The sequence below is a fragment of the Zoogloea oleivorans genome (assembly GCF_008107625.1).
Taxonomy (GTDB): domain Bacteria; phylum Pseudomonadota; class Gammaproteobacteria; order Burkholderiales; family Rhodocyclaceae; genus Zoogloea; species Zoogloea oleivorans.
In genome coordinates, this window is the sequence record NZ_SDKK01000013.1 from 144,397 (window position 1) to 168,750 (window position 24,354).

Sequence of the window (24,354 nt, forward strand, 5' to 3'; positions counted from 1 at the left end):
GTTCCTTGTCGAAAGGTCAGGCCAGGGCTGCCGGATCCGCCAGGGCGTCGGCAATGAAACGGGTGAAGCGGGCCGCGTCGGCCCCGTTGATCACCCGGTGGTCGTAGCTGAGGGACAGGGGAATCACCGGCACGCTGCGCACCTGCCCATCCACCAGCTTGAGTTTTTCGCCGGCGCGGGTGACGCCGAGGATGGCCAGCTCGGGGGCGTTGATGATCGGCGTGAAGCCCGTGCCGCCCAGGTTGCCGAGAGAACTGATCGAGAAGCAGCCGCCCGACATCTCGGTGATCGGCAGGCCCTTGGTGCGTGCCCGCTCAGCCTTCTCGGCCAGTTCGAGGGCGATTTCGCCGATCGACTTCTTGTCGCAGTCGCGGATCACCGGCACCACCAGGCCATTGGGGGTTTCCACCGCCACACCGATGTGGAAGTAATGCTTCATCACCAGCCCGTCACCGTTGGGCGCCAGCGAGGCATTGAAGCGCGGAAAGGCCTGCAGCGCCTTGACCGCCGCCTTGATCAGGAAGGGCACCGGGGTGAGCTTGATGCCGAGCTGCTCGCCCAGCGCCTTGCGCACTGTGTCCAGCGTCGGGGCTTCGGCCTCGTCGTGGTGGGTGACGTGGGGAATCTGTGCCCAGTTACGCGACAGAAAGGACGCCACCAGCTTCTGGTGGCGCGGCAGCGGCACCGTTTCGACTTCGCCGAACAGCGCGAAGTCGACCACCGGCATCGGCGGCAGCGTGGCCGGCCACACCGGCACGGGCTTGGCGTCGGGCGCGGCGGACATCAGACGAGCTCGCCGATGACGGTGCCGACCTCGTAGGTCTCGCCGGCTTCCTTGATGATCTTCAGGGTGCCGTCGGCCGGGGCCTCGACTTCCTGAACCGACTTTTCGCTTTCCATGGTGTAGAGCAGCTGGCCCTGGGTCACCGGGGCGCCGTCGGCGACCATCCATTCGGTGAGGATGGCTTCATTCACGGAGAAGCCGAGCTTGGGGAGAATGATTTCGGTTGCCATGTTCGTGTCCTTTGATTTTTGGTTGGGAATGACTTGCGGCTTACTTGAGCGTTTCGCGAATGGCCGCCAGGATGCGTTCCTTGGTCGGCACGAAGGCGCTTTCGAGCGGCTTGGAGAAGGGCACCGGCGAGCGGGCGGCACCGACTCGGGCAACCGGCGCCTTGAGCGTGCCGAAGAGCTCCTTGTGCAGGCGGGCGGAGATTTCCGCGCCGACGCCAAAATCCACCTGGGCTTCGTGGGCCACCACGGCACGGCCGGTCTTGGCCACCGAGGCGATGATGGTCGGCATGTCCAGCGGGGAGATGGTGCGCAGGTCGATGACTTCGGCCGACACGCCCTCCTTGGCCAGATCCTTGGCGGCGGCGATCACCTCGTGGAGCGTCTTGCTGTAGCTGATCAGGGTGATGTCGGTGCCTTCCTGCACCACCTTGGCCTTGCCGATGGGCACGCGCTGCCCGGGCACCGGGGCTTCGCCGGGCACGAAGTACAGGGGCAGGTTCTCGATGAAGATGCACGGATCGTCGTCGAAGATGCACGACAACAGCAGGCCGTAGGCGTCGGCCGGGTTCGATGGAGCGACCACCTTGAGGCCGGCGGTGTGGGCGAACCAGGCTTCCAGGTAGTCGGCGTGCTGGCCGCCGGTGCCGAAGCCGGCGCCGGTGGTGGTGCGGATCACCAGCGGCACGTGGGTCTGGCCACCGGTCATGAAGCGCAGCTTGGCCGCGTGGTTCACGATCTGGTCCATGGCCACCGTGGTGAAGTTCATCAGCATGATCTCGGCCACCGGACGCAGGCCGGCCAGCGCGCCACCGACGGCGGCACCGACAATCGCCTGCTCGGCGATCGGGGTGGATTTGACCCGCCCGGTACCGAACTTGCCCGACAGGCCGGCGGTGCACTTGAACACCCCGCCGCCTTCGCGGTCGGCGATGTCCTCACCGAGGACGACCACCGAGCTGTCCAGCTCCATGGCGTCGTGGAGGGCCATGTTGATGGCCTGGACGATGTTGATCTTTTTGGCTTGAACGGCGCTCATGCTTGGACTCCCTCGGCAACGACGTCCTTGTCGAGTTCGGATACATCGGGATAAGGGCTGGCCAGTCCGAATTCGACGGCCTCCTCGAAGGCGGCCACATTGGTGGCCTCGATGTCGGCCAGTTGGCCGTCGGTGGCGTGGCCCTGCTCGATCAGCCAGGCGCGGAAGCGCGGCAGCGGGTCGGCGGCAATGGCTGCGGCCATTTCTTCCTTGGCGATGTAATGGCTGTCGTCACCCATCAGGTGGCCACGGAAGCGGAAGGTGTTGGCTTCCAGCAGGGTCGGGCCCTCCCCGGCACGGGCGCGGGCAATGGCGGTGCTGGCGGCCTGCCACATGGCGACGGCGTCGTTGCCGTCCACCTCGACACCGGGGATGCCGTAGGCCAGACCGCGGTCGGCGATGGTTGCCGCGCCGGTGCCGTATTCGTACTTGGTGTGCTCGGCGTAGCCGTTGTTCTGGCATACGAAGATCACCGGCAGCTTCCACACGGCGGCTAGGTTGAGGGCTTCGTGGAAGGCACCGATGTTGCTGGCGCCGTCACCGAAGTTCACCACCGTGACCTGGTCGGTGCCCTTCAGTTGCGAGGCCCAGGCCAGACCGTTGGCAATCGGCAGGCCGGCGCCGACGATGCCGGTGGTGACCGGCAGGCCGGAGGCCACGTGGGTGACGTGCATCGGCCCACCCTTGCCCTTGCAGGTGCCGGTGGCGCGCCCGAACAACTCGGCCACGAAGGGCTTCAGCGGAATGCCCTTGGCCAGCTGGTCGTGGATGCCCCGGTAGGTCGTCACCACGTAGTCAGCCGGTGTCAGGCTCACCGAGATGGCCGCCGGAATCAGCTCCTGGCCGCGCGGCGAGTAATACGGCGACGCGATCTGGCCGGCCTTGATGAGCGCAATGAAGCGGTCGTCGGCCGTCTTGATCAGGGTCGCGATTCGGTAGATCTCCAGCAAGGTGGCCTTGCCGGGTTGCTTTGTCTCACTCATGCCCTACCTCTCGATTGGGTTGGTAACGGGAAGCCCTGGAGCCGGCGGCTCGTCCGGCAAACGGGACTGTTGGCGGGGCCCGATGCCCCAAAACAAAACCAACAGTCCCGTTTGTTTTTTTGCAGTATATCGACAGCCCCGGCGAGTGACAAGCCCCGAAAATCAGTCGGCCAGATATTTGTCGAGCGTGTGGTGGTGGGCGCGGATGCGCAGTTCCTGGTAGCTCGCCAGGGTCACCACGCCGGTCAGCGAAGCCTTGAGGCCGCGGGTCATGTGCGGCAGGTTACGCATGTCCTGATCGAGCACCGGGCCGAGGGCGCCGAGCTCCGGGGCGCTGCTGAAAGGCTCGTCGTCGCTGAGCCAATGCACGGCCGGGGCGGCCGGGCGGACTTCGCCGGCCTTGTGGCGGCCGAGCACCATCACGTCGTAGATGCAGCTCTCCGGATTCTGCCCGTCGGGAATGGCCCGATACACGATGTTGCCGCAGTAGCCGGCCCAGATCTGGAAGTTGGGAAAGGCCGAATACAGGATGGCATCCTGCAGCTCGGCCAGGGTCGCCTGCGACAGGTCGACGCCGGAGGCCGCCGCGTAGGCTTCGCGGTTCATCTCGCCGATGTATTCCCGCGCCGTCATGCCGGCCGGCAGCTGGTGGGCGGCGCCGTTGGCGTCGGACATGCGCCCGGATGCGGCGATGCAGTCGCGCATCACCTCGGCCTCGGTGACACCGGACAGGTTGGGGCTGGCGATGGACATGGGGGTGATGCAGCGCGCCACGTTGTCGCTGAACACGTCGTACTGGCTGTCCACGTCATCCGTGAAGGTCATGATGTGCGGGTGGGTGGCGCGCACGTGGAAGGATTCGAAGAAGGCTTCCTGGGCCAGTTTCCAGTTGCACGGGATGCGTTTGCGCACGTGCAGCAGGGTGGTCGCCCGATCGAGCCCGTAGTCGGCAAAGTGCGCGGGCATCACGCCGAGCCAGCTTTGCAGCGGCTCGGCGTCCTTGTCGAAGTTGATGAAGATGAAGCCCGCCCAGGTTTCGACGCGTACCTGCGGCAGATCCTGGCGGGCCGGCTCCAGATGCTTGAAATCCCACGAACACGGCAGGCTCTTCATCGCGCCGGCCAGATCCCAGGTGAAGCCGTGGAAGGGGCAGCGCAACTGCTCGACATGGCCGCCCTCGGGGCGCAGCGCGATGCCCCGGTGCAGGCACGAATTACCGAAGCCGCGCACCACGCCGTCCTCGCCGCGCATCACAATGACCGAGCGGTCGCCGATGTCGTACACCAGATGGTCACCGGCGTTCGGGATGGCTTCGTCGCGACCGACGAACTGCCACACGCGGGGCCACATGCCGGCCATCTCGCGACGGTGGAAATCGGCCGAGAAATAGCGGTCCACGGCCAGATCGGCATCGCCCAGCCCGGCCGCCGGAGCCGGCTTGAGGAAGGCCGGGACGGGCACTTTCTCTTGTGCCAGCAGACGCTGGAAGGTGGCCGGATCGCCGAGGTTTTCGGGTGATACGCGCGGGTGCTGGATTGCGCAGGGTGCATTCATTGATTAGTCTCCTCCGGATCATTCCGGCTTGAGTGCCGGTGAATCAATTCTGCCCAGCACGCCAAACCCTACATTGACCATGGTCAACAAACGAACAATATTGTTTGTTTTATAGAAAGACCCCGCGTGGACAACCCCTTCGTAACGCAGGCCGCGCAATGCCTGTTCGACGGCGCCCCGGCCGACGCCCTGCGCATCGCCCGCATGGGGATGACCCTCGCCGGCGACGACCCCGCGCTGCTGGAAATCGCCGCCGAGAGCGCCCTGCAACTGGGCGATGACGCGGGTGCCGCCGACTGCCTGCAGCGCCTCGTCGCACTCGACCCAAGCGATGCCCCGGCCTGCAACAACCTGGGCATCGCCCTCGAACGCCTGGGCCACCCCGACGCCGCCGAAGCCGCCTACCGCCAGTCCCTCGCCCACCAGCCTGATGCCGCCGGCACCCACTCCAACCTCGGCGTGCTGCTCACCGACCTGCACCGGGAGGCCGAAGCCGAGGCCTGTTTCCGCCAGGCCCTGGCCCTGCAGCCGGACTTTGCCAGGGCCCGGATGAACCTCGGCCAGTTGCTCCTCGCCCAGGGCCGCTTTACCGAAGGCTGGCCGCTCCACGAAGGGCGCCTCACCGAACACGCCGACCCAGCCAGCGGCCCCGACCCGATTGCCGCCGCCGGCCTGCGCCACTGGCAGGGCGAAGCGCTGGCCGGCAAGTCGATCATCGTGCTGCCCGAACAGGGCCTCGGCGACGAGATCCAGTTCTGCCGCTACCTGCCCTGGCTCAAGGCCCGGGGTGCCGCGCAGGTCACGCTGGTGTGCCGCCCCAGCCAGACCGCGCTGCTGCAAACCCTCGCCGGCCCCGACACCGTGATCAGCCAGGCCGACGCCCTGCCCCGCCTCGCCGCTCACGACTACTGGACCGTCCTGCTCAGCCTGCCGCTCCACGCCGGCACCACGCTGGAGACCATCCCGGCCGATGTGCCCTACCTGCATCCCGACCCGGCCCGGGTGGCCCGTCTCGCCCCGCTGCTGGCCGGCAACGGCCTGAAGGTCGGCCTGGTGTGGCGCGGCAATCCGCTGCACAGCAACGACGCCGAGCGCTCCCTGCCCGGCCTCGAGGTCCTTGCGCCCCTGTGGGCGATCCCCGGCGTACGCTTCTTCAGCCTGCAGAAAGACGCCGGCCCCCTGCCGCCGGGCTTGCCCCTCACCGACCTCGCCCCGGCCATCGCCGACTTCGCCGACAGCGCCGCCCTGCTCTCCCGGCTCGACCTGCTGATCAGCATTGACAGCGCCCCCGCCCACCTCGCCGGCGCCCTCGGCGTGCCGTGCTGGCTCCTGCTGCCGGCCCGGAAGACCGACTGGCGCTGGCTGCACGGCCGCGACGACAGCCCCTGGTATCCGGGCATGCGCCTGTTCCGGCAAACACAGCGGGGCGACTGGCGCGAGCCGGTAGGCAAACTGGTCGAGACACTGATGGCATCAAAGCCGACCCGATCTGCCGATGAGCAAGATCAAATGGGGCGCTCTACGGAACCTTGCTGAAGTGGCTGGAAGACCATGCCGCGAGCTGTACGCCTCCGCCCGTCTGCATCACTCAGGGAAGCGCCAGCTTGATACCGAGGGTAAGGCTGTAGCCGATCAGGGCGGCGAACTCGCTCTGGCGGTGACCTGCGGGCAGCGTACCGAGGGCAAATACACTCAGCCGGGAGCTTGCAGGGATTTCAGCATAGCCGCTGGCCTGGAGGCTGTTGTCGGTGAAACTACGGGTGAGCATCAGGCGCCAGTAGCCCTGCTCGTCCAGCAGACTGTTCTGCCAGACCAGATGCAGGTAATCCCGGCCCAGCAAGGGCGGGGCAGCGGTCAGGGCCAGACCGAGGGTCTGGGCACCGCCCGGGGCAGACAGGGACGCGGCAGCGGCATGCTTGAAATAGGCACGGAGGGCATCCCGCGAATAGCCATCGCCACTGTGCAGATATTCGAGACTGAGGCTGTGGCCGTTGTCGAGGGAATAACTGGCGCCCAGCAACTGCCGGGTATGGCGGGGAGATTCGGCCTGCACCTCGAAGGGCTGCTCGGGGTTCCTGGGTGGCTTCAAGGCCTGATCCCGGCTACCGCTGCCGACTTCCCCGTATAACAGCCATGCATCGCTGGGGCTGTACTGGACGTGAGCACCATAAAAAGGCGCGCGTTCCGGGCTGTGCGCGATCGCCAGGCCGGCGGCACGGCCATCGTTGCGCCAGTCGGCCTTGAGCAGCCAGCCATCGTCCCGGGAGGCGAGCCAGGGCTGCCGATGCCCGCTGCCAGTCAGGCGAACCAGCTGAACGCTGTGCAGCACATCGGGCGTCCAGCTGAACTTGAGCACATCCACACCGGACAGTTCGCGCATGGGGTTGCTGCGGCCGCTGTCGAAATAGAAGGGGTTGGACGGCGACCGGAACTGGGCGGGGCCCCAGGTGAGCAGGTCACGTCCGACCGCCAGCTGGCTCGTCGGGCTGGTGCGCCAGCGCAACTGCCATTGACTCAGGTAGGCCTCCTGGCCGGTGTCTCCGGAGGCCTGATACAGACTGAGGATGGGACGCAGGCTCAGGCGCAGGCTGTCACTTTCCGCACGTAAGCCAATGCGCACTTCGGTGTCGACACGACTCCGGGCAATCCCGGCGATCCGGTTGTCCGGGTTGAGTACGCTGTGGGCGTGGGGCTGCGTGCTGCCGGCGTAGGCATACACGCTCGCGTCGGCCTCCGTCTTCCAGCCCTCCGGCCGGGCGCTCTCCGTCAGTCCGGCCAGCAGGAGCGCCAGCACGAAAATGTGCCGGCGCGCTGTCACTGGATCTGCCCCAGATCAAAGGTTTCAGGCCCCACCTTCTGGGCCCTCACCTCGCGAAAGTCCATGCGCGTCTCGCTGTCGTTCAGGGCATCGCGAATGTTCATCCGGCTCACGAAGGGAATCCGCCGGCCTTCAAAGCTGATGGTGTTGCCATACTCGAAACGGGCCGTCTTGAGCAGCTTGCCGCCCAGCGAATAGAACTCGGCCTTGAGCCCCACCTGGCGCTTGTGGGACACCCAGTAACGTATCCGGTCGTAAGTGGTGCGCTTGTGCCGGGCGGATAGCTCGAGAATGGCGCAGGCCTCGCCGTCGAGGGCTTCCTCTCCATCAAAGCGGGCCTCGTAGTCGGCGGCGTAATTGGTGGCGGCAATATCGCCATTGGCGGCCTGGCCGCTCATGCGCTGCCGGGGCGAGATGGGGATCGGCTTGGAAAGGCCCGGACGGGTAAGCCACATGTTGCGCTCCACCTGGAGCAGACGAGCCCCCCGGGAACGCGGTGGCTCCAGGGTTTCGGCCAGGCTGGCGTTGTCCACCGCCTTGACCACCAGACGCTGCAGCTCTTCAGCACGCTCCCCTTCCCTGGAGCCGAGCTGGATTTCCCAGACGATGCCGGGCAGGCCGCCACCGCGGGCATGGTCAGTGCGCTGCAGCAGGGTTTGGGCATCGGGGGTGGCCAGGGCACATGAGCCGAAGCCCAGCAAGAACAGACCGGCAAGCGCGAAAACCTTGGGAGACATGTGCATTCCTAATTGTGGCCAAGGGCATCCATAACGGGGCGGACAGCGGCCCGGCGCGCCGGGAGCCAGGCGGCCAGCCCGCCCACGAGGAGCATCAGCACGAAGGTGAAGGCGATGCGGGGCAGGTCCAGATCCACCAGGAGCGGAACCGGGGAGGTGCTGCTGGGAGGAACATACGAGATGTCGGCCAGATTGACCCCGGCACGTACCGCGACCGTGATGAGCAGCCCAAGCAGGCAGCCCGTCAGGCTCAGGAGCAGGGATTCGGTGGCGAACAGCCGCACCACGCCGCTGCGCCGCAGGCCGATGGCACGCAGGGTGCCGATTTCGCGGGTACGTTCGATCACCGTCATGCCCATCGAATTGGCAACGCTCATCACCACCACGGTGAGCACGATGCTGAAGATGAAACCGAAGATCATGTTGAACATGGTGTGCACCTGTTTGTAGAAGTCCGAGAGGTCTTTCCAGGTGCGGATCTCGAGGGGTAGACCGGCTGCCTTCAGCTTCTCGGCCAGACGCACGGCGTAGTCATCGGTCAGGGCCACGTCGTCGAGCAACAGGGTCAGGCGGTCGGCGCCGCCGTCCACGTCATAGAGTGTCTGGGCCAGTTGCAGCGTCATCAGCGCCAGCTTGTCGTTGGTGCCCGCATTGCCCGTGTCGAAGGTGCCCCCCACGCTCACATCCAGCGCATTGGCCTGCCCGGAGACCGTGCTGACCAGCATGGCGGCCTGGGCATTGCGGGGCAGATGCAGCAGTTCGGCCAGCCCCGAAGCGAGTTCGACTTCCTCGGGGCGCTGGGGGTTGAGCTTCTTGAGATAGGCAGCAAGGACTTCCGGACGAATATTGGAGAGCGACAACAGCCCGGCCTGGATGACTTCCATGGCCCGGGGTTCGATACCATCGGCAATGAAAATGGTGCTCGACTTGCCGTTGCTGAGCAGGCCACTCAACCCCAGGCGAGGCGCCACCAACTGGATATGCGGCTCGTCGGCCAGAATCCTGCGCGCCTTCTCCACCTCCGGCCCGGTCAGCAGATAGCGTTCGGGGTCGAGCTTGCCTTCGGTGTCCATCCCGCGCTTGTGCAGGGTCAGGTGGCCCAGCAGACCGCCATGAATGGCTTGCCTGGCCAGGCCTTCGTAAACGTTGTGGGTGTAGCCGGCAAACAGGCTGATGGCGGCAAACCCGAAGGCAATGGTCAGCAGCGTGACCAGACTGCGCCGGCTGTTGCGGGTCAGACCGCGCACGGCGAGCTTGAAGGTGTTCATGCCGACACCTCGTCGCTTTCGACGCTGCCGTCCCGCAGCAGGATCTTGCGATCGACGTGCTCGAGCAGGCGGGGATCGTGGGTCGTGAAGGCGAAAGTCACACCCTTCCTGCGATTGAGTTCGCGCATCAGGCTAACGATCATGCTGGCGTTTTCGGAGTCGAGATTGGCGGTGGGCTCATCGGCAATCACCAGTCGGGGCTGGATCGCCAGCGCCCGGGCAATCGCCACACGCTGCCGCTGGCCGCCACTGAGACAGTCCGGGCGGGAGTCCCGGAAGCGCTCCAGGCCCACCTCCGCCAGCACGCCCTCCGCCCGCTGACGGGCCTCCCGTTCAGGCAGGCCTTGAATCTGCAAGGGCAGCGCGACGTTCTCCAGCGCCGAGAGGACCGGCACAAGGTTGAAGCTCTGGAAGACAAAACCGATTTTCTGGCCCCGGAAGTCGGTCAGGGCATTGTCATCCAGCTGACGGGTATCCTGACCGTCGAACCACACCTCGCCGTCATCTGGCGCATCGATCAGGCCCAGCACATTCATCAGGGTTGACTTGCCACTCCCCGAAGGCCCCCAGACGGCGAGGAATTCGCCGCTGTGGATGTCCAGGGAAACCTGCCTGAGCGCCTCCACACGGGTTTCCCCGAGCAGAAAGTGCCGGCGTACATGGCGCAGGCGGACAAGGGGCTGAACGACCTCGGAGGGGGAATGGGACATCGGCAGTGGGCCCTTTCAGGGGAAGTGGTCCGGGGAGACTCAGGCCGGAACGGGGTCGGGGATGCCGAAGTGCTGCCTGACCACATACAGCGCGCTCGCATGAACGACGTCATTCATCGGCGCCAGAACGATGCCGCCCCGCGCCAGTCGTGCCATGGTGGCGTCCACTTCAAAGTCCCGCTCATAGGACATATAGGTTTGATAAAGCTGCAGCAGACCGCTGAAGGATTTGTGAACCTTGCCATCCACAGCGTGCTGCTCGAAGACATCGACGGGGATGAATTCAGGGCGTTTGGGCAACTGCTCCGACGGCGCGTATTCCTGCAGGATGCGGTAGGCGATCTCGACGACCTCGCCGAGGGACGTGCTGCGCTGCAGGCCGGCGGCAAGATGGTAGGTGTGCCCGACGGTATCCTTCTCCCCGCTCAGATAGGCAATCGCATCGCAGACATAATCGACGGGAATCATGTCGGTACGCGTTTCCGGCGAGGCTGGCAGCAAACGGATTTTGCCGGTACAGGTGAGCTTCAGAAACTCCAGGAATCCGAACAGCTTGCGCACCTTGCCGGCTTCGGCGGTGCCGATGATCTGGCTCGGGCGGTAGATGGTGATGGGCACCTCCGGCTCGGCGGCACGGACCAGTTCCTCTGCCTCCATCTTGCTTTGCTCGTAGGAGTTCCAGAAGGTGTGGCCGCAGTTCAACTCGCGCTCCAGCAGGGGGCCGCGACGATTCCCCGCCACATAGGCCGTGGAAATGTAGTTCAGGCGCACGCCGCCGGGATGGCTCAGGTGACAGTTGCGGGCAAAGCGCAGGATGGCGCGCGTGCTTTCCACATTGGCCTGGCGAGACTCTTCCAGCCCCGCGTTAAAACGGACATTCGCCGCCAGATGAAAGATCTGCCCGGTCTTGCGCGCCAGCAGGGCCAGAACCGGTTCATCCAACCCCAGGGATGGCTGACTCACATCGCCCTTGAGCGCCACGATGCGCTTGCGCTGATCGGTGCCGGCTTCCGCAAAGGCCATGCTGCTGGTCAGCCGGGCTTCCACATCGGCCTGATCCTTGCCACGAATCAGCGTGACAATCGTTGCGTGAGGGTAACGCTGGAGGAGTCTGGGCAGCAGTTCCGTTCCTACAGCCCCGGTAACTCCGGTCAAGAAAATCAGATTCTCGGGTAGCGTGTCGAGCATGCGGTATTCCTATCAATAAAGGCGGCAGGAGAACGGGCCGGGATGTTGCGCGCAGACCCGTTGGCCACAACCGGAATTCAGGCGCTAAGGCCACCATCCACAACAAAGGTCTGGCCCGTGGTGTAACAGGAGCCCCGGCTCAACAGGAATGTCACCGTCGCGGCAATTTCATCGACACGGCCCAGACGACGCAGGGGAACCTGGGAAGCAATCTTGCGCACTTGCTGGTCGGTGAGACTGGCCGTCATTTCGGTGGCGATGATGCCGGGGGCAACGGAATTGACGCGGATGTTGAAGCGACCCAGCTCGACCGCCAGAGAGCGGGTCATGCCGATCAGCGCCGCCTTGGTGGCGGCATAATTGGCCTGCCCGGGATTGCCCTTGATGCCCGTCACCGAACTCATGTTGACGATGCAGCCGTCGCCCCGCTCGATCATGCCTGTCGTGAAGGCACGTGTGGCGTAATAGGCGGAATCCAGATTGTTGCGAATCACCTCCCCCCAATGCTGGGCGCTCATGTGCAGCATCAGGGCATCCCGGGTGATGCCGACATTGTTGATGATGGCATAGGGAGCACCATGCACCGCCTGCAGTTCGGCGGCCAGCTGGTCCACGGACTCCTGGTTGCCCATGTCGCACTTGTAGCCCCGGCACCAGTTGTCTTCATTGCCCAGCGCATCTTCGAGTGCGCGGGCGGCGTCATCCGACGCCACGTAGGTGAAAGCAACCGAATAATTGGCGTCCACCAGCGCCTTCACCACGCCAGCGCCTATGCCCCGGCTGCCGCCGGAAACAAAAACCCATGCCTTGCTCACGATAATCAATCCTTCAAAATGGGCGCGCCACGCCGGACCAATCCCGGCGACCCGGCGCAGACAGGTCGGCATCGCCTGCCGGCAAAGGAATAGAAAGAGGACGACCGGAAATCGGCTTCCGGTCGTCAGGACGGAATCGCCGGATCAGCTGACGAACTCGATATTGCCGGGACTTGTTTCAGAATATCTGGCCCGCGTATGGCCGGCAGCCTTGCCCAGGTATTGCAGGTGAATTTGCTGGACGTCACTTTCGGAATAGGGATTGTCCTCGCCGAACAGCTCCAGCAGGATGCGGTATTTCTGTTTGGAGATTCGCTTGATGGGGCCAAGCTTGTTCTTCGGCTCCGAAATGAACAAGGGCAGCATCTTGTTGAGACCTTCAAAATAGGTCTCATGCACCATCGCATTGTGGTGGGTCAGGCCGCACTGGAGCGAGGCCAGGGCCCGCACCTTGTGCTCCGGGTCGGCATTCAGCAAATCCTTCACCAGCGCGGTCCAGGCCGCAATATGGCGGGCCTCGTCGTTACGCACATTGGCCAGGACTTCCTTCAGTCCCGGATGATGAATCCGGGTGACCACGTCCCGATAAAGCTCGGTGTTGATGACCTCGGAAAACAAATGGCTCAGGATGTAGCTGTAAAGATCCCAGTAGCGCCTTTCCTCGTAGCACCAGATATAGCGCTTGCCGAATTCCCGGACGTTCATGTCGGCGATGAAACTCGTATTGCCCTGGGTGACGTACTGGTGAATCAGGCCAATCGCAAGGCCATGGCGCATTTCTTCATAAACGATCACGTTCATGTAGGAAAACAGCGGCGACCAGTCGGCGACCAGATCATCGGTGTAACCGGCCGCCTTGGCCTGAATCATCAGGTCGTGAAACTGGGCAGCAGAAGCCTGGCCCGAGAATTCGCCATCCCGCAGGCAATCCAGCAGCCGGATGATCTCCCGGTCATGCTCATCGAGTTCCGGCAGCCAGTCGAAATTGTAGCGGTTGGCATCCCACCGGTTTTCGTCGGAAAGATAGCTGAACTTGACGACGGTTTCCAATCCACTCATTTTGGGTTCTCCGGTTGAATTAGGCAGTTACGGTACTGCTCTCGACGTAATCGCAGAATTCGCCCAAAGTCTTGATCTTGCCCGCGGCCAGGTCATCGAAGTTCAGCTCGAAGCCGTAGGCCTTCTTGATGGAGACCTGGAGCGAGACGTAGTCCAGGCTGTCCAGCTCGAGTTCCATGAGGGTGGTTTCGGGGTGCATGTTCTCCACTTCGAAATCCACCAGGTCACCGATTTCGTTGGTCAGGAATTCAAATACGCTGCTCATGCTTGTTTCCTCGTAGTGATGTGTTCAGGTTTTCTTGCGGGCCATCAGGCCAATCTGGACGACCAGGGACAGGTCGCCATCCAGCCATACCGGAATATCAATCGTCGCAAACAGGGAGTCGGCGGTCATGATTTCGTCTATTTTGCGAATGTCGTAATCAATGCGCTCCAGCTGCAGCTCGCTCAGATCCTTCAGCAGTCGACTCCGGAAAGTGTCCCGGTGATGCGTCTGCATGGTCAGCATCGAGGATCTGCCAAAATCCAGCTCCATTTCCGGGCCGAAGCGACGGATGATGTCGTCCCGGAAAGTATTGATGGAGTGCTTCTGGATGTATTCCGCAAACATCAGGGCATCCAGCGCAATCCATGCGCAGTGCACGTCCGGAAAGTCCCTGCAAAAGCTGGCCAGACGGCCCCGGAAGTCCTCCGCTGCAATGCTGTAGCGGGGTGGCTCCATATAGCGATGGCTGTCGAAGTCAACTTCTGCGCAATTTCCCAGAATATTCTTTCCCTGCCCATCAGCGCAGCCGAGCTTGAAACGGATTTTGGAGCCAGGCCCAGTAGCATTGACTTCCTGCGTATAGCCGACATTGCCGGGCATGGCCTGCTTGAGCATGCCCGTCCATTGCAGCCAGCCTTCCTCGGGCCAGTCGGCCCTGGCGCTGGCCTGCTTGAGACCCAGCATGGCCAGCATGCCGTGCACCACGGTGCCTTCACTGCCGATGGTGTTGCGAGCGAATTGCGGATCGAAATGAATGGGGTTGTAATCCCCCGAAAACGCAGCCCAGGCCTTTGCGGCCTCCGCACCAAAATACAGCGGATTCATGAATTCGCTGACGCAAAAACGAGGGCGCTGTTTGAACCACCAAACCCGTAATTGAGATTGAGGGCATAACGGATGCCGCTCTTCCTGCGATGCTCATTGGGAATGTAGTCCAGATCGCATTCGCTATCGGGGTTGTTCAGGTGAATGGTGGCCGGCATCAGGCCGGTCTCGATCGTCCTGATGGTGAAAATCGACTCGATGGCGCCGGTCGCTGCAATCAGGTGACCGGTATAGGACTTGGTGCTGGAAATCGGCGTGTGGTAGGCCGCATTGCCCAGGGCCAGCTTGAGCGCCCTGGTCTCATTGAGATCGTTCAGGGGCGTTGAGGTGCCGTGGGCATTGACGTATTCGATGGCATCCACGGGAATGCCGGCCTGGGTGCAGGCGGTGCGGATGGTCATGGTACGGGCCAGCAGATCCTCGGCCGGCGAGGTAATGTCGCTGGCATCGGAGTAGTTTCCATAGCCGACCACCTCGGCAAGAATCCGCGCTCCCCGGGCCTTCGCAAACTCGTAGTCCTCCAGGCACAAGACGGCAGCGCCTTCGGACAGGACAAAGCCATTACGATCAAGGCTGAAGGGACAGCACGCCTTCTCAAGGCTTTCCTGCTCCTTGCTGAGGGCCCGCAGGGCATCGATACTCCAGACGCCGAAGCCCTCCCGGATGCTTTCACCACCGCCGGCCAACATGAACTTGGCGCGGCCGGAACGGATCACTTCACAAGCATCACCGATGGCAATGCTGCCTGTGGCGCAGGCGGCGACGGGCGTATTCTGGTAGCCCCGCAGGTTCCACTGCATCGAAATGGCAGCCGTTCCGACGCTGGGCATGACCAGCAGGTTGGAGAACGGCGATGCGGAACCATTTTCACGGAAGGCGTTGTTCTGGATGGTGGATTCATCCTGGGCGCCCCAGCCGGTACCAAAGATGACGCCGCGCTCGAAGGGGCTGCAGAAGTCGTCCAGGTTGGCTTTTTCCCCGAAAGCCATGTGAATGGCTTCTGCCGCCGCAGACAGGCCCAGCTTGGCGAACTCGGGGAGAAACTTCAGAATTGCCTTGGAAAACGGCTTGCGCGGTGGCTTGTTATCCATGACACCAAAAAATTTGGCGACAATCGGGGCGCCGGGATATTCGACCCGCCGATAACCGACCTTGTAGTTTTCGATGGATGTCCAGATTTCATCGACACTGTTGCCAAGGGCACACAAGGCGCCATATCCCGTCACGACCACCCGGCCGCTCGACTGCTTGCTCATGGATTTGCTGATCCTTTTAAAACCGTTGCAATGACTTGACCGGGAACAGCCCGGACATTATTTCAATCGTGGCTATCGATAATTTTCCGGAGTTCGGCAATGAGGGGCGTGACGAAATCCTTTTCGATGTCGCCAAAACAGCTCGACCGGAATACAACATCCAGCTGCGTCTTGCCGCCGAAGGTGCTGGTATAGAACATCAGGTCATAGGGATGGACGAGACAGCCCACCGTCAGGCTGTCCGTGATCGGGAGGCTTTTCGTTCCAAAACAGGAAAAGTCTTCTTCGATAACCCCGGGATTGGAAAAGAAAATATTGGTTCCCTGGGTTCGTTTCATCACCCAGCGAACCACGAATCCCGGCAGTCCATCTCGATACAGCCCCACCGCGTTTTCCATGCGCCCCAATTCCAGGGCCAGACCATCCGTACGCAGATATCCGGTTTGCCGGCCAAGGTCCTGCAGCAGCGCCCGGGAACTTGCTGGCGGAGAAAGCCGGACGGTGCAGGGGACCATATAGCTTCTGAAAGCCTCGGCATGCTCGGACCCGAGAAGCTTGCGCAGACTCAGGGCAAAGGAATAGGTCACGCTCCGCCCGGAATGGCCTTGATGCTTGTCCAGGTAGCGCACCAGCGCCCCGGAGAACAGCGTATTGAGGGTGACACCATGCCGGCGCGCGGCTATCCGCAAACCTTGCTGCAAGTCCTCGGGCAGAACCTGATGGAAGAAGTCGTTGCCTCCCGATGCACTGGTGCTACCGCGCAGGCAACTCCGATCAACGCTGAGCATTCGACGCGCAATGTCCACATAGGCACGGCTACGTCGGTGCAGCAGCGCTCTGCGCGCAAACCATTCAGGGCGGGAATCGGCGAGGGAGCACACCGGAAAACCGGCACCGGCATGGCGCGCCGACGATGAATCTCGCAGAGTGGCGTAAATCGCCATGAAACGCGCCATGAAGATATGGCCGCTTTTGACATCAGCCACTTCATGGGAAATCAGCAAATGCAGACAGCAACGCTGGCTGTCTGCGGAACGAATTAATTGCAGACGGACGGGATGACTAGCAGATGTGGGATGCACTGCCACATGCCTCATCAAGGTCCGGCGCAGCACGGCATCCGAAAAACACATTGCTCCCGAATGCATCGACTCATCCAGAACCGGGGAAGAGGCATCCTGGGTTATGCCGGCATAATTGTGTCGGGTGTCGCCAAGCAGTCCGAATTCACATACAGCCTTTCGCAAGGCTTCACCCAGCAACTCGCTATCCACATTGCCGTCAATGATGAAAAAGTGACTGTTGGTTGTATCAAAGTACCTGCGCCCCCAATGGAAAAAGCCGCTTACAGGATCGTTAGTAGGGGAGGCGAGACAATTCATGGGTTTCGTTGAAAACGGGTACCGCGGATGCCTTTAAAGAAATTTAATTCTTGTCTTATGTCATTTACCTCACTTATGTTAATGAACTTAGATCTTTGTCATTTTGATTTATGTCAAAAGAGACAACGTACCAACAGATCGAAAACAATCCGAAACCACTTGGAATTTTCGGCAAGCAATGCCTGCTTACAAGATGGTGGACGGCAGGCCCGAAACGGTGTGCCATGATGCGGAAAGAATCCAATGCCCACCGTCTGCTTCCAACCCACAAGGAATCCCGTATGAAACGACTCTCTCGCCAGCCCGGCCGAAAGCTCATGACCATGCTTCTCGCCACCTTGATGGCCGGCCTGCCCCTCGCCAGCGAAGCAAAGCTCGGGGGAAGCAGCAATGGCGGGCGTTCCACGTCGATGACGACGAGATCGGCCACGCCTCCGGCAACCAGTTCGCCCTCCTCCCGCCTCGGTAACGGCAACAGCGGCGGCATGACCCGCCCCGACGTGATGGCCCGGGCCCGCAGCAACACACCGCCCCCCGCCGGTGCGGCTGCCGGCGGCGCGCCCATGCCGTCGGCACCGCCGGCAGCCGCACCACGCAGTGGTCCCGGCTGGGGAACGGTTGCCGGGGCCGCTGCAGTTGGCGCCGCAGCCGGCTACATGATGGGCGACCACAACTCGCCACAGACGCCAGCACAGGCACCGGGCAACGCATCCCAGGGCAATTCGGACTCGGGCGCATCGCGTGACATGCAACGCTCCGCCTCCGAGGCAGGTGCCCCCGTATCGCCGGAAAAGAGCTCGTCGGGTGGCTTCGGGTTCGGCTCCCTGCTCGGCCTGCTGGCCCTGGGCGGTGGCGGCCTGTGGGCCTTCCGGAAGTACCAGGCGACCCGGCACCCGCAATTCGCCAGCCGCAGCGAGCCGATAGGCTCCTTCAAGGCCAGCGATGCCCCCGTGTTTGGCGCCAGCGCGCCGTCCACCAACGCCGACACGGCAATCGAACAGTTAGCCTTGAAAGCCTTCAACGAACTGCAGGAAGCCAACAACCGCGGCGACCTGACATTCTTGCGCACCCGCGTCGACGACCTGCTGTTCCAGCAGCTCGAAGCGGACATCACCCAGCGTGGTGGACCGGGGCACACAACGGTTGTCTCGATGCGGCCGCAAGTCCTGGACGTCACCGATCAGGGCGCCCGCCGACTGGTGTCCATCCAATACACCGGAACCATCGTCGAAGGCCCGGACGCCGCCCCGGAAGCGCTCGACGAAGTCTGGCACTTTGTCGATGAAAACCGCGGCTTCTGGAAGCTCGCCGGGATCGAGCAGGTCTGACAAACAGGCCCCGCACCTTATCCCCGCCGCAGGTGGTCAAGGCTGTGGATAAGGTGTGGGGATGCGCCTCAACGGGCTGATGCCGCAGGCTTTTTTGGCACTGCTCAAAAAATGGGCAGCAACGGGCTGATGCATGCCCTAAAGCCCTGCCGATGTCACTTTTCCCTTCACCCTGAAGTGCCGCGCGGTGCCTTTTCCCTTCACTTCGAACACTCCGCTCGCAGTCAACGCGTCCGTCAGCGTCGCGCACCCTGACTCCTTGACGGTTCGTCCCAGGGCCTTGAGCTGCTGCCCGACCATGCCGACCGGCGCCCAGCCGCTTGCCGCAGTGGCTTGGGTTACGGCCTTGATCAGCACCTCGCTGTAAGCCAGGGGTTTCCTGGGTTTGAACCCGGCGACTGGAATACCGGATGCGCCAAAACTCTTTGGACGACAAAAATAGGTCTGCCCGTTCTTGTGGGCACGCAAATCGAGGTTAAAGGCTTCCGTTTTCTGGAGTAGTTCAATGAACTTGGCGCAGCCGTAGGTTCGCGGGTCAAAATCCGAATGATTGGCGTGAATGTAGGACGACAACTGCCCCAGCATGGCCCAGCCCTGCTCGTCGGCGACGTTGCTATAGGCCTTCAGGAGGATCTTTACCGCCAGGGTGGGTGGCTTGAAGGCGAGCTTGGCCGGCGCTTCCGGGACGAAGGTTTCAGATAGCAGCGCGACAACGGCGGGCACCGAGCACGGGACGGGCTCGACAATTTCAGCAACCGGCGCAGCCACGCTGCTATCCAGCGGGGGCGGCGCGATCAGGTTTTCCACATAGATATAGCGCTCACAAGCGTTAACGAAAGCCTTTGGGGCGTGCTTTTCGCCAAAGCCGAAAACAAACAGCCCATCTTCGCGGATTCGGGTGGCCAACCGCGTGAAATCGCTGTCACTGCTCACCAGACCAAAGCCCTCGAAGCGCCGGGAATGGAGGAGATCCATGGCGTCGATGATGAGGGCGCTGTCGCTGGCGTTCTTTCCGGTGGTGTTGCGGTATTGCTGGATCGGCTGGAGGGCATGCTCGGCAAGCTTGGTGCGCCACCCGGCAAGGTTCGGGGTGGTGAAGTCCCCGTAAATTCGCCGGACAGTTACGCGGCCGTGACGGGTTATTTCTTCCAAGATGAGCGAAATGGTGTCGATACGGACGTTGTCGGCATCGATGAGTACGGCAAAAGAAGGAAGGTCATGCTTCATCGGGCAGTTGCTGCGTCTCGTTCTTTGTTCAGGGCGGTCATGTGACATGGTGACATCCAGACCACAGGGCTGCGCAATGGCACAGGGCGCGCCAGATGAGTGACTTATTGGCGAGCATGGACGCCCCCCGCCGTCCACCGATCATGACAGGCCTGAACGGGTGAATCGTGGACGATGTATGGTGTCGAGCCAAGCGCAGGTTACGCCCGGATGGAGGCCCCCCATTCCGCCACGAACACGGCCCGGAACGCCCGCAGCCACGCCACCCGCTCTTCTCCAAGCCGACGGGCGGCCGCAGTGTTCATCATGGCAGGCAACCTGGCCAGCTTCACTTCAATGTGATCCAGCGAAAACGCCGTGTCATCAAGCTCCCGAGCGCTTGCCAGTGGATCGTCCGGGTGGGCCAGCGCCGAGCCCATGCGGCCGGCGGTGTAGAACATGCGCGCCAGCCCTACCGCACCGACGGCATCCATGCGGTCGGCGTCCTGCACGATCTGCGCTTCGATGGTCGTCGGCGTGATCGCCGCGGAAAAGCTGTGCGCTTCGATGGCATGCGCCACGGCATCAAGCTTGTCCACCGGAAAACCCGCGTCCGTCAGCATCTGGCGCGCCAGCCGCGCAGCCATCTGTGAAGCCTTGGCGCGGTCCGGATGATCCTTCGGCACATTCACGGTATCGTGCAGGTAGCATCCGGCCAGCACCACCAACGCATCCGCCTCCGGATGCGCGTCGAGCAGGGTCTGCGCCACGCGCCAGACCCGGTGCAGATGGTGGATGTCGTGGGCACCGTCGTCTTCGGCTGCGGACGTGGCGAGGGCAATCAGGCGGGGCAGCCAGAGGGAAGTGGGCATGGGGCATCCGTGAGCAGGTTTTGCGCGGAGCGCATAGTACCCGGGGGAACGGTCCCGGCAAGAAAGGAATGAAAGCATGTTCGACCTGATCCTGCGCAACTGCAGTCTGCCCGACGGCCGCCGCGGCCTCGACATCGGCATCACGAGCGGGCGCATTGCCGCCGTGGAAGCCTCCCTGCCTGGCGCCGCCGGCGAAACGATCGACGCTGCCGGTCAGCTCGTCACGCCGCCCTTCGTGGATGCCCATTTCCACATGGATGCGACCCTTTCCTACGGCCTGCCGCGCGTCAATCAAAGCGGCACCCTGCTCGAAGGGATCGCGCTGTGGGGCGAACTCAAGCCGCTGCTGACCCAGGAAACGCTGGTTGAACGTGCCCTCACCTACTGCGACTGGGCGGTAGCGAAGGGCCTCCTGGCGATCCGCTCCCACGTGGACGTGTGCGACCCGCGCCTATTGGCCGTCGAGGCCTTGCTCCACGTGAAGGACGAGGTCCGCCCATATCTGGACTTGCAGTTGGTCGCTTTTCCACAAGATGGCGTGCTGCGCGCACCCGGCACCCTCGACAACCTGAAACGCGCTCTCGACATGGGCGTGGACGTGGTCGGCGGCATTCCCCACTTCGAACGCACCATGGCCGACGGCGCCGAATCGGTGCGCATCCTGTGCGAACTGGCGGCCGAGCGCGGCCTGCCGGTGGACATGCACTGCGACGAGTCCGACGACCCGCTGTCGCGGCACATCGAAACGCTGGCCTTTCACACCCAACGCCTCGGCCTCGGCGGACGCGTCGCCGGCTCGCACCTCACGTCCATGCACTCGATGGACAACTACTACGTTTCCAAGCTGCTCCCGCTGATCGCCGAAGCCGGTGTCGCCGCCATCGCCAACCCGCTTATCAACATCACCCTGCAGGGCCGCCACGACAGCTACCCGAAGCGCCGCGGCATGACCCGCGTGCCCGAACTGCTGGCCGCCGGCGTACCGGTCGCCTTCGGCCACGACTGTGTGATGGACCCGTGGTATTCCCTCGGCAGCGGCGACATGCTCGAAGTGGCCGCCATGGGCCTGCACGTGGCCCAGATGACTAGCCAGGACGGCATGCGCACATGCTTCCAGGCCGTCACCGCAACCCCCGCACAGATCCTCGGCATAGAGGGCTACGGCATCGCCCCCGGCTGCCGCGCCGATCTGGTTCTGCTACAGGCCTACGACCCGATCGAAGCCCTGCGCATGCGGGCCACACGCCTGCTGGTACTGCGAGCGGGCAAGGTAATCGCGCGCAGCCCGGCAACGGTGACGACGCTGAACCTTCCAGGCCGTCCGCATCGAGTGGATTTTATGCTGCAGTGAAACCACGATTTCCGCTTATCCCCACCCTGTGTGGCCACAGCTTGTGGATGAGATGTGAGGAAATAAGCCGGGGCATTGATCGATTGAGATCTTTTGTGATGCCTAAAAACTGGGTATCAGCAGCATCTTGATCTTCGGGAATACACCGACAAGCACAGCTTGATCGCATATCGACTCCCGTCCGGATGGGGCCAGGCAGCAGGCAAGGAGACTGTGCTATGCCTCGGCTGTTGGCACGACAGCCGAGGCATCATGCAGCGCACCGTAGCGCAGTTCCAGTTCTCGGCGCAGCTCCTTGCGGGCCAGGGCAGCGCCGTGGCGCCGCTTTTCATCGGGCGTAAAAGGCCGCAGGGGCGGCACACTCACCGGGCGGCGTTCTTCGTCAACGGCTACCATGGTGAAGAAGCAGCTGTTGGCGTGGCGCACGACCTGGGTGCGGATCTCTTCAGCAATGACCTTGATGCCGATTTCCATGGATGAGTTACCGGTGTAATTCACCGAAGCAAGAAAGGTAACCAGTTCGCCCACATGAATAGGCTGACGAAACATGACCTGATCGACCGACAGGGTCACTACGTAGCACCCCGCATAACGGGCACCGCAGGCGTAGGCAACCTGATCCAGCAGCTTGAGGATGGCACCGCCATGGACGTTGCCGGCGAAGTTCGCCATGTCGGGCGTCATCAGCACGGTCATGGTCATTTGGTGGGCGGGAAGATTCATCGGTTTCTCCGTTACGGATTGAACACTCGGGATTGAGAGAGCCCGCAGTGTTATTTTTTCATATTGAATCAGATACTTTTTTGTCGCATTGCAACTTGCAAATTCGATAAAATCGTTAAAAAATCAAATCAATAAAGATCAGGCGAACAGCGGAACTCCATCATGGACGACAAGGGCAGCAGTGCGCAGGACGCCAAAAGACACATGAACCTTATCCTCGTCGTCGATGACGAGCCTGTGAATCTGCTGGTACTCAGCGGCGTACTTGAGCACCATTATCAGGTACGTACCGCCCGTGGCGGTACCGAAGCCTTGGTGGCGGCCGCCGCCGAGCCGCAGCCTGATCTCATATTGCTGGACATCATGATGCCCGACATGGACGGTTTCGAAGTGCTGCGACGCCTGCGTGCCAACGAGGCAACACAATCGATTCCGGTCATCTTCGCAACAGCCCTGTCCGATGAAGGCAGCGAACAGCGGGGTTTCGAAATGGGTGCGGCGGACTACATTCACAAGCCAATCCGGGCCACCATCGTGAAGGCACGCGTACGCGCGCAACTTGAGGCCAAGGCCGCACGGGACATGCTGTTCAAAAATAACCAACGCCTCAAGCACAAGGTGGAAGGTGGTTCACAAGCCCTAGAAAAAGCCCAGATGCAACTGATGCAGGCTGAAAAAATGGCCTCGCTGGGGCAGTTGGCGGCCGGTGTCGCCCATGAAATCAACAATCCGATCGGCTTCGTCGGCTCAAATCTGGGTGCCCTGGAGGCATATCTTCATGACGCCTTCGCAATCATCGATGCCTATGAACGGGGTGCCGCCGAGCCGGCCCTGGCAGAAGCATTCGCGCAGGCCCGGGCCCTGCGGAAATCGGTCGATTACGATTATCTGCGGCAGGACTCCCTCGATCTCCTCAAGGAATCCCGGGATGGCATCGATCGGGTCCGCAAGATTGTCAGCGACCTGAAGGACTATTCACACGTCAGTTCAGCCGAATGGCAACTGGCAGATTTGCACCATGGGCTCGACTCGACCCTCAACATGGTGTGGAGCGAGCTCAAGTACCACTGCACGGTGACCAAAGATTACGGAGACATTCCAAAGATCCGCTGCCTGCCCTCCCAGCTCAACCAAGTCTTCATGAACCTGATCGTCAATGCCGCCCATGCCATCGAGGGCAAGGGGGAAATTACCCTCCGCACCGAAAAGCTGGGCGACGACTCGGTACGAGTCAGCATAACGGATAGCGGCAAGGGCATTCCGGCGGATGATCTGGCTCGCATCTTCGAGCCCTTCTACACAACCAAACCTGTCGGCAAGGGGACTGGCCTTGGCCTTTCCCTGGCATGGGGCATTGTCGAAAGACACCACGGACGTATCGAGGTCAAGAGCGAACTCGGCCAGGGCACGACCTTCATGATGACGCTACCGATCAATCCGCCAGAGGACGAGGCGGACTGAGACTGTGGGGATACTCACGGCCACCGCAGCGAACTTTGCGACCTAGGGCATGGCGATGCCAAAAGATGATGGCGTAGATCGCTAGGCTGCTGAAGATGGATATACGAAGCGGAAGCTTGTGGGACACTGCCCGGCATGAGTGAAAACGACATCAATATCGGTACGGACAGTGACACAAGCGTCACCTGCGCCACCTGCAGGGCCTGCTGTTGCAAGCTGGAGGTCATGCTGATGGGCGATGACGACATCCCACCGAGGTTCACGATTCAGGATCCGTGGGGCGGCTGGATAATGCGTCGCCTCGACGACGGCTGGTGTGCAGCCCTGGACCGCCAGAGCATGCTGTGCACCATCTACGAACGGCGGCCATTTATTTGCCGTGAGTTTCAGGCGGGAGAGTACGACTGCCTGGAGGAGCGTCGCCAGCTTGTGATCATGAAGGCCGTATAAGCCTTGTGGATCGGTAATTGTTTCAAGTGCTTAATGCTTGATGGAGTGTTTTT

At 62.3% G+C, this 24,354-nt stretch carries 24 protein-coding genes; 5 read left to right on the forward strand and 19 right to left on the reverse strand.

From position 1 onward, the window contains the following. Window positions 1-16: 16 nt before the first annotated feature. From ETQ85_RS14990 to ETQ85_RS15010, 5 genes are all read right to left on the reverse strand, one after another. Complete coding sequence (locus tag ETQ85_RS14990; RefSeq protein ID WP_148579879.1) at window positions 17-784, reverse strand: 2-oxo acid dehydrogenase subunit E2; 768 nt, start codon at window positions 782-784, stop codon at window positions 17-19. Continuing rightward, on the reverse strand, window positions 784-1,014 hold the full coding sequence (locus ETQ85_RS14995) for a biotin/lipoyl-containing protein (protein WP_148579880.1): 231 nt from the start codon (window positions 1,012-1,014) through the stop codon (window positions 784-786). The genes ETQ85_RS14990 and ETQ85_RS14995 overlap by 1 nt, the downstream gene beginning before the upstream one ends. A gap of 40 nt (window positions 1,015-1,054) precedes the next feature. Beyond that, window positions 1,055-2,050 carry an alpha-ketoacid dehydrogenase subunit beta gene (locus tag ETQ85_RS15000; protein ID WP_148579881.1) on the reverse strand — a complete coding sequence of 332 codons (996 nt, stop codon included), beginning with the start codon at window positions 2,048-2,050 and terminating at the stop codon, window positions 1,055-1,057. Beyond that, window positions 2,047-3,033 (reverse strand): thiamine pyrophosphate-dependent dehydrogenase E1 component subunit alpha, encoded by a 987-nt coding sequence (locus ETQ85_RS15005; RefSeq protein WP_148579882.1) that lies wholly within the window; start codon window positions 3,031-3,033, stop codon window positions 2,047-2,049. The genes ETQ85_RS15000 and ETQ85_RS15005 overlap by 4 nt, the downstream gene beginning before the upstream one ends. A gap of 162 nt (window positions 3,034-3,195) precedes the next feature. Beyond that, window positions 3,196-4,587, reverse strand: a complete 1,392-nt coding sequence (locus ETQ85_RS15010) for an aromatic ring-hydroxylating oxygenase subunit alpha (protein WP_148579883.1) — start codon at window positions 4,585-4,587, stop codon at window positions 3,196-3,198. 126 nt (window positions 4,588-4,713) lie between these two features. Here ETQ85_RS15010 and ETQ85_RS15015 point away from each other — a divergent pair, with 126 nt between their 5' ends. Continuing rightward, window positions 4,714-6,123, forward strand: coding sequence for a tetratricopeptide repeat protein (locus ETQ85_RS15015; RefSeq protein WP_222862174.1), 1,410 nt, complete (start codon window positions 4,714-4,716; stop codon window positions 6,121-6,123). A 52-nt stretch (window positions 6,124-6,175) separates the two neighbouring features. On the opposite strand, the gene ETQ85_RS15020 is transcribed toward ETQ85_RS15015, so the two are convergent. From ETQ85_RS15020 to ETQ85_RS15070, 11 genes are all read right to left on the reverse strand, one after another. Next, a complete protein-coding gene (locus ETQ85_RS15020) occupies window positions 6,176-7,381 on the reverse strand; it encodes a hypothetical protein (protein ID WP_148579884.1) in 1,206 nt (401 codons plus the stop codon). A gap of 20 nt (window positions 7,382-7,401) precedes the next feature. Continuing rightward, window positions 7,402-8,142, reverse strand: a complete 741-nt coding sequence (locus tag ETQ85_RS15025) for an outer membrane lipoprotein-sorting protein (protein ID WP_148579885.1) — start codon at window positions 8,140-8,142, stop codon at window positions 7,402-7,404. An 8-nt stretch (window positions 8,143-8,150) separates the two neighbouring features. Then, window positions 8,151-9,410 carry an ABC transporter permease gene (locus ETQ85_RS15030; RefSeq protein WP_148579886.1) on the reverse strand — a complete coding sequence of 420 codons (1,260 nt, stop codon included), beginning with the start codon at window positions 9,408-9,410 and terminating at the stop codon, window positions 8,151-8,153. Continuing rightward, complete coding sequence (locus ETQ85_RS15035) at window positions 9,407-10,120, reverse strand: ABC transporter ATP-binding protein (RefSeq protein ID WP_148579887.1); 714 nt, start codon at window positions 10,118-10,120, stop codon at window positions 9,407-9,409. Before ETQ85_RS15035 ends, ETQ85_RS15030 begins: the two co-directional genes overlap by 4 nt. A gap of 39 nt (window positions 10,121-10,159) precedes the next feature. After that, a complete protein-coding gene (locus ETQ85_RS15040) occupies window positions 10,160-11,308 on the reverse strand; it encodes an SDR family oxidoreductase (RefSeq protein ID WP_148579888.1) in 1,149 nt (382 codons plus the stop codon). A gap of 77 nt (window positions 11,309-11,385) precedes the next feature. Beyond that, window positions 11,386-12,123: an SDR family oxidoreductase gene (locus ETQ85_RS15045; RefSeq protein ID WP_222862175.1), complete on the reverse strand. Its 738-nt coding sequence runs from the start codon at window positions 12,121-12,123 to the stop codon at window positions 11,386-11,388. 144 nt (window positions 12,124-12,267) lie between these two features. Then, window positions 12,268-13,182: an acyl-ACP desaturase gene (locus tag ETQ85_RS15050; RefSeq protein WP_148579889.1), complete on the reverse strand. Its 915-nt coding sequence runs from the start codon at window positions 13,180-13,182 to the stop codon at window positions 12,268-12,270. Between the two features lie 19 nt (window positions 13,183-13,201). Then, window positions 13,202-13,447 carry an acyl carrier protein gene (locus tag ETQ85_RS15055; protein WP_148579890.1) on the reverse strand — a complete coding sequence of 82 codons (246 nt, stop codon included), beginning with the start codon at window positions 13,445-13,447 and terminating at the stop codon, window positions 13,202-13,204. A 24-nt stretch (window positions 13,448-13,471) separates the two neighbouring features. Continuing rightward, window positions 13,472-14,272 carry a MaoC/PaaZ C-terminal domain-containing protein gene (locus tag ETQ85_RS15060; protein ID WP_148579891.1) on the reverse strand — a complete coding sequence of 267 codons (801 nt, stop codon included), beginning with the start codon at window positions 14,270-14,272 and terminating at the stop codon, window positions 13,472-13,474. Beyond that, on the reverse strand, window positions 14,269-15,528 hold the full coding sequence (locus ETQ85_RS15065; RefSeq protein WP_148579892.1) for a beta-ketoacyl-[acyl-carrier-protein] synthase family protein: 1,260 nt from the start codon (window positions 15,526-15,528) through the stop codon (window positions 14,269-14,271). Before ETQ85_RS15065 ends, ETQ85_RS15060 begins: the two co-directional genes overlap by 4 nt. A 62-nt stretch (window positions 15,529-15,590) precedes the next feature. After that, on the reverse strand, window positions 15,591-16,910 hold the full coding sequence (locus tag ETQ85_RS15070) for a condensation domain-containing protein (protein WP_148579893.1): 1,320 nt from the start codon (window positions 16,908-16,910) through the stop codon (window positions 15,591-15,593). A 281-nt stretch (window positions 16,911-17,191) separates the two neighbouring features. On the opposite strand from ETQ85_RS15070, the gene ETQ85_RS15075 reads away from it, so the two are divergent. Next, window positions 17,192-18,238 carry a Tim44 domain-containing protein gene (locus ETQ85_RS15075; RefSeq protein WP_148579894.1) on the forward strand — a complete coding sequence of 349 codons (1,047 nt, stop codon included), beginning with the start codon at window positions 17,192-17,194 and terminating at the stop codon, window positions 18,236-18,238. Between the two features lie 138 nt (window positions 18,239-18,376). Here the strand turns inward: ETQ85_RS15075 and ETQ85_RS15080 are convergent, their stop codons facing one another. Then, window positions 18,377-19,465, reverse strand: coding sequence for an NYN domain-containing protein (locus tag ETQ85_RS15080; protein WP_187394724.1), 1,089 nt, complete (start codon window positions 19,463-19,465; stop codon window positions 18,377-18,379). Between the two features lie 200 nt (window positions 19,466-19,665). Continuing rightward, the gene (locus ETQ85_RS15085) at window positions 19,666-20,316 is read right to left on the reverse strand and encodes an HD domain-containing protein (protein WP_148579896.1); all 651 of its coding nucleotides are present in this window, start codon (window positions 20,314-20,316) and stop codon (window positions 19,666-19,668) included. Window positions 20,317-20,392: 76 nt separating this feature from the next. Here ETQ85_RS15085 and ETQ85_RS15090 point away from each other — a divergent pair, with 76 nt between their 5' ends. Beyond that, on the forward strand, window positions 20,393-21,667 hold the full coding sequence (locus ETQ85_RS15090) for an amidohydrolase family protein (RefSeq protein ID WP_148579897.1): 1,275 nt from the start codon (window positions 20,393-20,395) through the stop codon (window positions 21,665-21,667). Between the two features lie 216 nt (window positions 21,668-21,883). Here the strand turns inward: ETQ85_RS15090 and ETQ85_RS15095 are convergent, their stop codons facing one another. Continuing rightward, window positions 21,884-22,390 carry an acyl-CoA thioesterase gene (locus ETQ85_RS15095; RefSeq protein WP_148579898.1) on the reverse strand — a complete coding sequence of 169 codons (507 nt, stop codon included), beginning with the start codon at window positions 22,388-22,390 and terminating at the stop codon, window positions 21,884-21,886. Between the two features lie 162 nt (window positions 22,391-22,552). Here ETQ85_RS15095 and ETQ85_RS15100 point away from each other — a divergent pair, with 162 nt between their 5' ends. After that, window positions 22,553-23,851: an ATP-binding protein gene (locus tag ETQ85_RS15100; RefSeq protein WP_246128777.1), complete on the forward strand. Its 1,299-nt coding sequence runs from the start codon at window positions 22,553-22,555 to the stop codon at window positions 23,849-23,851. A 135-nt stretch (window positions 23,852-23,986) separates the two neighbouring features. Then, the gene (locus tag ETQ85_RS15105) at window positions 23,987-24,301 is read left to right on the forward strand and encodes a YkgJ family cysteine cluster protein (RefSeq protein ID WP_148579899.1); all 315 of its coding nucleotides are present in this window, start codon (window positions 23,987-23,989) and stop codon (window positions 24,299-24,301) included. The last annotated feature ends 53 nt before the right edge of the window (window positions 24,302-24,354 follow it).